This window comes from Thiobacillus sp. 65-1402 (assembly GCF_001897685.1).
Lineage (GTDB): Bacteria > Pseudomonadota > Gammaproteobacteria > Burkholderiales > Thiobacillaceae > Thiobacillus.
Map to the genome: position 1 here is coordinate 38,507 of NZ_MKUG01000192.1, position 7,127 is coordinate 45,633.

At 67.0% G+C, this 7,127-nt stretch carries 10 protein-coding genes; 4 read left to right on the forward strand and 6 right to left on the reverse strand.

Translation table 11 applies throughout. From position 1 onward, the window contains the following. Positions 1-264, reverse strand: coding sequence for a DUF2249 domain-containing protein (locus BGO62_RS14205; protein ID WP_296643660.1), 264 nt, complete (start codon positions 262-264; stop codon positions 1-3). 15 nt (positions 265-279) lie between these two features. Next, on the reverse strand, positions 280-720 hold the full coding sequence (locus tag BGO62_RS14210) for a hemerythrin domain-containing protein (protein WP_296643663.1): 441 nt from the start codon (positions 718-720) through the stop codon (positions 280-282). A gap of 142 nt (positions 721-862) precedes the next feature. On the opposite strand from BGO62_RS14210, the gene BGO62_RS14215 reads away from it, so the two are divergent. The 3 genes from BGO62_RS14215 to BGO62_RS14225 are packed head-to-tail and all read left to right on the forward strand — an operon-like array spanning position 863 to position 3,803. Beyond that, positions 863-2,878, forward strand: coding sequence for a ribonucleoside triphosphate reductase (locus BGO62_RS14215; RefSeq protein WP_296643665.1), 2,016 nt, complete (start codon positions 863-865; stop codon positions 2,876-2,878). A 25-nt stretch (positions 2,879-2,903) separates the two neighbouring features. After that, positions 2,904-3,080, forward strand: coding sequence for an anaerobic ribonucleoside-triphosphate reductase (gene nrdD, locus BGO62_RS14220; protein WP_363924401.1), 177 nt, complete (start codon positions 2,904-2,906; stop codon positions 3,078-3,080). A 27-nt stretch (positions 3,081-3,107) separates the two neighbouring features. Continuing rightward, positions 3,108-3,803 (forward strand): anaerobic ribonucleoside-triphosphate reductase activating protein, encoded by a 696-nt coding sequence (locus tag BGO62_RS14225; RefSeq protein WP_296643673.1) that lies wholly within the window; start codon positions 3,108-3,110, stop codon positions 3,801-3,803. 86 nt (positions 3,804-3,889) lie between these two features. On the opposite strand, the gene BGO62_RS14230 is transcribed toward BGO62_RS14225, so the two are convergent. Next, positions 3,890-4,369 carry a hypothetical protein gene (locus BGO62_RS14230; protein ID WP_296643675.1) on the reverse strand — a complete coding sequence of 160 codons (480 nt, stop codon included), beginning with the start codon at positions 4,367-4,369 and terminating at the stop codon, positions 3,890-3,892. A 78-nt stretch (positions 4,370-4,447) separates the two neighbouring features. On the opposite strand from BGO62_RS14230, the gene BGO62_RS14235 reads away from it, so the two are divergent. After that, entirely contained in the window at positions 4,448-5,029 is a 582-nt protein-coding gene (locus BGO62_RS14235; RefSeq protein ID WP_296643678.1) for a Crp/Fnr family transcriptional regulator, read from the forward strand. A 7-nt stretch (positions 5,030-5,036) separates the two neighbouring features. On the opposite strand, the gene BGO62_RS14240 is transcribed toward BGO62_RS14235, so the two are convergent. The 3 genes from BGO62_RS14240 to BGO62_RS14250 all read right to left on the reverse strand — a co-directional run. After that, positions 5,037-5,786, reverse strand: a complete 750-nt coding sequence (locus tag BGO62_RS14240) for a class I SAM-dependent methyltransferase (RefSeq protein ID WP_296643680.1) — start codon at positions 5,784-5,786, stop codon at positions 5,037-5,039. Then, positions 5,783-6,874, reverse strand: a complete 1,092-nt coding sequence (gene ribD, locus BGO62_RS14245; RefSeq protein ID WP_296643681.1) for a bifunctional diaminohydroxyphosphoribosylaminopyrimidine deaminase/5-amino-6-(5-phosphoribosylamino)uracil reductase RibD — start codon at positions 6,872-6,874, stop codon at positions 5,783-5,785. The genes BGO62_RS14240 and ribD overlap by 4 nt, the downstream gene beginning before the upstream one ends. After that, positions 6,875-7,127 (reverse strand): ATP cone domain-containing protein (locus BGO62_RS14250; protein WP_296643682.1); only part of this gene is annotated, 253 nt, incomplete at its 5' end.

Genomic DNA, 7,127 nt, shown 5'->3' on the forward strand with positions numbered 1-7,127 from the left:
CTATGCTGCGGGCGGGTTTCGCGGCGCGGCGCCTGGCGCCTGGCGGATCAGCACCACATAGCTTCCATCCGCCTGCGGCACGGTGTCGTGACGGTAGCCGCGGCTGTCCAGGATGGAATAGAGCGGAAACGGTTCGCGATGCAGCAGCAGCCGGATGTGCTGGCCGGGCTGCAGCAGGGCCAGCGCGCGCAACGCCTGCTCCATCGGCTCCGGCGGTTCCAGCCAGCGGGCGTCGATGAGGATTTCGTCAGCCGGTGCGACCATCGACGCTGCGTGCGGTCACTTCGCAACCGCATCCATGCTGCGGATCAGCGCTTCGCAATCGGCCGCAAGCACCTGATCGGACATCGGGTAGAGCATGTTTTCCTCCTTCAGGTTGTGTTGCTGCATCAGCATGTTGAGCGTTTCCGACAGGCCGAGATAGCCGCTGTGGTCGGCCGCCAGCGCCGCGCGCGCCATGTCCTGCAGCAGGGCGCGCATCTGCTCGTGCTCCATGCGCATGACGTGGGTCGGCCCCATCGTGTTGCCGGTACGGGCTTCGAACGCGGGGAACAGCACCTCTTCCTCCATCCGCAGATGGTGCGCCATCGCCGCCTGAAAGCGGTCGGACAGGCTGCGCGCGCTGTCCCAGTCCTTCTGCGCCACGGCGGCTTCGGCGGATGCAAACAAATCGTCGCAGGCGCGGTGGTCGCCGCCCAGATACTCCAGAATCATACCCATGCTGTGCCTCCATAAGTTGATGAAAAAATGCATATTTAAGTTTATCAGGATATGCCAACCTGAATTTCTTCTTGACTTGAACACAAGATGTCGTATGTTTGTTGTCTGCAACACACAAAATGTTGACAAGGAGACAAAGGGAATGAATTCAGTGATAGCAGTTCTGCCCCGCGAAGTCATCAAGCGCGACGGGCGTCAGGCAATATTCGATGCCGCGAAGATACGTTCGGCCATTCTGCGTGCCGGGCAGGCCAGCGGCGAATTCGGCGAAGCCGAAGCCGACTTGCTCACCGCCCAGGTGGTGAAGGTGCTGATTCACAAATTCCGCAACGCCCCGCCGAGCATCGAGCGCATCCAGGATGTGGTCGAGCAGAGCCTGATCGCCGCCAACCACCTGGCTACCGCGCGTGCCTACATCGTCTATCGCGAAACGCACAAGAAGCTGCGCGAGGACCGCAAGACGCTGGTCGACGTCGAAGCCTCGATCAACGAATACCTGTCGCGCCAGGACTGGCGGGTCAACGCCAACGCCAACCAGGGCTACAGCCTCGGCGGCCTGATCCTCAACGTCTCCGGCAAGGTGGTGGCCAACTACTGGCTCAACCACGTCTACCCGCCCGAGCTCGGCGAGGCGCACCGCGACGGCTCGATCCACGTCCACGACCTCGACATGCTGGCCGGCTACTGCGCCGGCTGGTCGCTGCGCACCTTGCTGCACGAAGGCCTGAACGGCGTGCCGGGCAAGGTCGAGGCGGGGCCGCCGAAGCACATGTCCTCCGCGGTCGGCCAGATCGTCAACTTCCTCGGCACACTGCAGAACGAATGGGCCGGCGCGCAGGCGTTCAGCTCGTTCGACACCTACATGGCGCCGTTCATCCGCAACGACGGCATGAGCTACGAAGCGGTCAGGCAGTGCATCCAGGAGCTGATCTACAACCTCAACGTGCCGTCGCGCTGGGGCACCCAGACGCCGTTCACCAACCTGACCTTCGACTGGACCTGTCCCGAAGACCTGCGCGACCAGGTGCCGATGATCGGCGGCAAGGAAATGCCCTTCACCTACGGCGAGCTGCAGGTCGAGATGGACATGATCAACCGCGCCTACATCGAGGTGATGACCACCGGCGACGCCAAGGGCCGGGTGTTCACCTTCCCCATCCCGACCTACAACATGACGCCGGATTTCCCCTGGGAATCGGAAAATGCCGAACGCCTGTTCGCCATGACCGCGCGCTACGGCCTGCCGTACTTCCAGAACTTCATCAATTCCGAGATGAAGCCGAACCATATCCGCTCGATGTGCTGCCGCCTGCAGCTCGACCTGCGCGAACTCCTGAAGCGCGGCAACGGCCTGTTCGGTTCGGCCGAGCAGACCGGCTCGGTCGGCGTGGTGACGGTCAACTGCGCGCGCCTCGGCTACGAGTACAAGGGCGACGAAGCGGGCTTGCTGCGCCGCCTCGACGCGCTGCTCGACATGGCGAGGAACGGCCTGGAAATCAAGCGCAAGGAAATCCAGCGCCTGATGGACAACGGTCTGTTCCCCTACACCAAGCGCTACCTCGGCACCCTGCGCAACCACTTCTCGACCGTCGGCGTCAACGGCGTCAACGAGATGATCCGCAACTTCACGGATGACCAGCACGACATCACCACCGCATGGGGTCATGACTTCGCGGTGCGGCTGCTCGACCACATCCGTGGACGCATCGCCGCGTTCCAGGAGGAGACCGGCCACATGTACAACCTGGAAGCCACGCCGGCCGAGGGCACCACCTACCGTTTCGCCAAGGAGGATGCCAAGCGCTACCCGGGCATCCTGCAGGCGGGCAGCGGCGAGGCGCCGTACTACACCAACTCGACGCAGCTGCCGGTGGGCTTCACCGACGACGCCTTCGAGGCGCTGGAACGGCAGGACGACCTGCAGCGCAAATACACCGGCGGCACCGTGCTGCATCTCTACATGTCGGAGCGCATCTCCTCCGTCGACGCTTGCCGCAACCTGGTGCGCCGCGCGCTGACGCGCTTCCGTCTGCCCTACATCACCGTCACGCCGACTTTTTCCATCTGTCCCAAACACGGCTACCTCGCCGGCGAGCACGAATTCTGTCCCACGTGCGACGAAGAGGCCCTGTCCCGCAAACGCGCTGTTTCAGCCTGATCCCTAGGAGACCGATATGAACGACATGAGTGTTTCGAGCCAAATCCAGACCGTTGCCCTGAAGGACGAGGAGCGCACCCGCTGCGAAGTGTGGACCCGCGTGATGGGCTACCACCGCCCGGTGACGAGCTTCAACAAGGGCAAGCAGAGCGAGCATCGCGAGCGCCAGTTCTTTGTCGAAGGCCGCTGCACGCTCGGATAAGAGCGACATGCTGCGCCAATACCAGAAATGACGCTGCGCGTGGGCGGCCTGACGCCGCTGTCCACCACCGACTGGCCCGGTCTGCTGGCCGCGGTGGTGTTCTGCCAGGGCTGTCCCTGGCGCTGCGGCTATTGCCATAACCCCGATCTGATTCCGCCGCGCGGCGCCGACGAAATCCCCTGGGAAGAGGTGCTGGCTTTCCTGCGCCGCCGCCAGGGATTGCTCGACGGCGTGGTGTTTTCCGGCGGCGAGCCGACGCTGCAGGCAGCGTTGCCGGATGCGATGCGCGCGGCGCGCGGACTTGGCTTCAAGATCGGCCTGCACACCGGCGGCATGTACCCCGGGCGGCTGGCGGCGGTGCTGCCGCTGGTCGACTGGGTGGGGCTCGACGTGAAAGCGCCGTTTGCCGATTACGCCGGCATCACCGGCGTGGCGGAAAGCGGAACGCGCGCCCGCGAGAGCCTGGAGCAGGTGCTGGCTTCCGGCGTGGCGCACGAAATCCGCACCACCGTGCATCCGGCGCTGCTGGCCGATGCGGAGGTGGTCGGCCTGGCGCACGACCTGGCCGCGCGCGGCGTCCGGCGCTACGTCATCCAGGCCTTTCGCAGCCAGGGCTGCCGGAATGACGAGCTGTGCCGGAATCCGGCGCGCGAGCGCCCCCTAGAGGAGGTGGGCGGGGAACTGGCCGGGCTGTTCGAGAAATTTTCGGTGCGCGTGGCGTAGGCCGGATGCGGAATGCCGTCGCCGCGGTCCCGCCGGAAGGGACGCAGCACAGCGACACGCAGCATGCCGATATGCTGGAACGCCGATCATTTCAATCGATAGGCGGCGTGGCAGCTCACGCAACTTGCCTGCACCTGCGATAGCGCGCGCAAAGCCGGACCGACGTCGCCGGTGGCCCCCGCTTCCTGTGCCACCACCGCAAACCGGCTCGCGGCCTGATGCATGCCGTGGCCGATTTGGCGCATACCCTCCGGCATGTATCGGGCCACTTCGTGGGCGCCATGGCGCTGCAGCGAACTGATGCCGAGACGGGTTTCGGCCACCTCGGCGGCGGCATCGAACTGCTTGTCGGCGAGGTGGGCGGTGATTTCCTGGATGGCGAGGAGGTGGTCGCGCATGTTGGCCAGCGTTTCCGCCTTGAGCGCGGGCGGAAAGCTTAGGGGCTTGCGCGCGGCCGGTGCGACGCCGGGAGGGCTGCCAGTATGGTGGCCGGCGTGAGAGTCGGCGGCGGCCCAGACGGCCGTGCTCATGGCCAGGCCGAGTGCGAGGGTCAGGCAGGTTTTCATGCGTGCTCCATGTGATGCGCCATAGGTGGTCCGAACGAAGTGTAGGACGCGGCACGACGAACGCGTATGATTTCGCTCATGCCTCGACAGGATGCCCTGACCGATATCGAAACCTGGCTCGCGCGCCATGCCGAATCACGCATGATCGCCAAAGGCACGCGGGTGTTCGGCAGCGACAAAAAGCCTGCCAGCCTGTTCTGGGTAACGGCCGGGGAACTGCAGCTGGTCCGCCACACGCCGCAGGGCGAACGCGTGATTCTGCAGCGCTGCTCGCGCGGCGCGCTGGCCGAGGCGTCGCTGTTTTCGGATCGCTACCATTGCGATGGCGAGGCGGCGGTGGACAGCCTGGCGTGGGTGCTGCCGCTGGCGGATTTTCGTGTCGCGCTGAGCGAGGCGGATTTCAGCCGCGCCTACACGAGGTGGCTGTCGCATACCATCCGCGATCTGCGCGGGCAGTGCGAGCGCCTGAGCCTGCCGCGCGCCGAGGATCGCGTGCTGCATTACCTGCGCGAGCATGGCCGCTTTGCACGGCAAGGCTGCTCGCTCAAAACCTGGGCCGGCGCGCTGGGCATGACGCACGAGCACTTGTATCGCACCCTGTCGACGCTGCACAGGCAGGGGCGTATCCGTCGTAGCGAGCGCGAGATCACCCTGGCCTGAACGCAGTTCAGGCGACGCGTCCCGCGCGCAAAAACAGCGGCCATCGCAGCGTTCGGGCCGCTTCCGGAGTGCCCCACAGGGGCGCCAGTTCGGCCCGCAGCGGCGGCAGCGGGTCGTGCCCTCGCGCGGCCCGGTAGCGCCTCACCGCCGACCAGGTGGAGAGGTAATCCAGCAGCCGCGGCAGCGTCCACGCGACCTCGATGGCAAAAGCCGGCGCCTCGATTTCCATGAAGGGAAAATCCAGGCTGCGGTAGGCGTCGTCGATCAGCGCGCGTTCGGCCGGCCAGTAGGGGCCGACGGTTTCGCCGTAGAAGCGCAGGAATGGCGCGTCCATTTCCCCCGGCAGCACCATCCGCCCGTAACCCCACAATGCGACCATGCCGTCCGGCTTCAGCACGCGCGCTGCTTCGGCGTAAAAAGCCGGCAGGTCGAACCAGTGCGCCGCCTGCGCGACGGTGACGAGGTCGATGCTGTGGTCGGCGAGGCCGCTGGCTTCGGCGGGCGCCACCCGGTACGTGATGGCGGGATGCGGCGCGGCATGACGGATCTGTTCGGCCGAGGCGTCGGTGGCGACGACCCGGCGGAAATGCGCCGCCAGCCCCAGCGCCGCCTGGCCGCTGCCGGTGGCGCAATCCCAGGCGAGGTCATGCCCAGAGCACTGGCCGGCAAGCCAGGCGAACAGCGCGGCGGGGTAGTCCGGGCGATAGGCGGCGTAGCGATCGGACCCCGACGAGAAGTGATCCTTGAATGAACTCACGCGGGCAGCAGCGTCAGGCGCAGGTCGCCGCCGACCTGGCGCACGTCGGCCAAGGTGAAGCGTGCGGCGTCGCCCAGTGCCGCCAGCGGCGCGTGGGCGAACAGTCCGCGCGCATCGTCGCCCACTGCCAGCGGCGCCAGATAGGCCACCCATTCGTCGACCAGCCCGGCCTTGAGCAGGGCGCCGTTGAGCGCGGCGCCGGCTTCGACGTGCAGTTCGTTGACGCCGCGCTGCGCCAGCAGTGCGAGCAGGGCGGCGAGGTCGACGCGGCCATCCGTCCCCGGCAATGCGACCACCTCGGCGCCCGCCTGTTCGAGCAGCGAACGCATGCCGGGCTCGGCGTGGTGGCAGGCGACGAGCGCGGGCAGGATTGCCGCGTCGGCCGGCGTGCGCAAGGCGGAATCGACGACGACCCTGAGCGGCTGCCGGCCGATGTCGAAATCGCGCACATTCATGCGCGGATTGTCGGCCAGCACGGTGCCGCTGCCGGTGAGGATGGCGCAGGCACGCGCGCGCAGCGCCTGCACGTCGGCGCGCGCGGCCGTGCCGGTGATCCACTGCGAGGCGCCGTTGGCGAGCGCGGTCTTGCCGTCGAGCGTCGCGGCGGTCTTGAGGCGCACCCATGGGCGTTGCCGCGTCATGCGCGAAACGAAGCCGGGGTTGAGCGCGCGCGCGCCGGCCTCCATCAGCCCTACTTCGGCCGGGATGCCCGCCAGCGTCAGCATGGCGATGCCGCCGCCCGCGACCAGCGGATTGGGATCGTTCATCGCCGCCACCACGCGCGCCACGCCGGCCTGGATCAGCGCCTCGGCGCACGGCGGGGTGCGGCCGTGGTGCGAGCAGGGCTCCAGCGTGACGTACACCGTCGCGCCGCGTGCGGCGTCACCGGCGGCCTGCAGCGCGTGGATTTCGGCGTGCGGGGTGCCGGCGCGTTCGTGCCAGCCTTCGCCGACGACGCGGCCGTCCCTGACGATGATGCAGCCGACGCGCGGATTGGGGCTGGTGGTGTTGAGGCCGCGCGCCGCGAGTTGCAGCGCGCGCGCCATGTGGGCATGGTCGGCGGCGCTGAAGCGGTCGGCGCTGGGCATTTACTGGTCGATGTCGCGGATGACGTCGCGGAAGTCCTCGACGTCCTGGAAACTGCGGTACACCGAGGCGAAGCGGATGTAGGCGACCTTGTCGAGCTTCTTCAGTTCGTTCATCACCAGCTCGCCGACTGCGCGCGCGGGGATTTCGCGCTCGCCCAGCGTCAGCAGGCGCTGGCGGATGCGGTCGACCGCGGCGTCGACCAGCTCGGTGGAAACCGGACGCTTGTGCAGCGCCCGGCGAAAGCCTTCACGC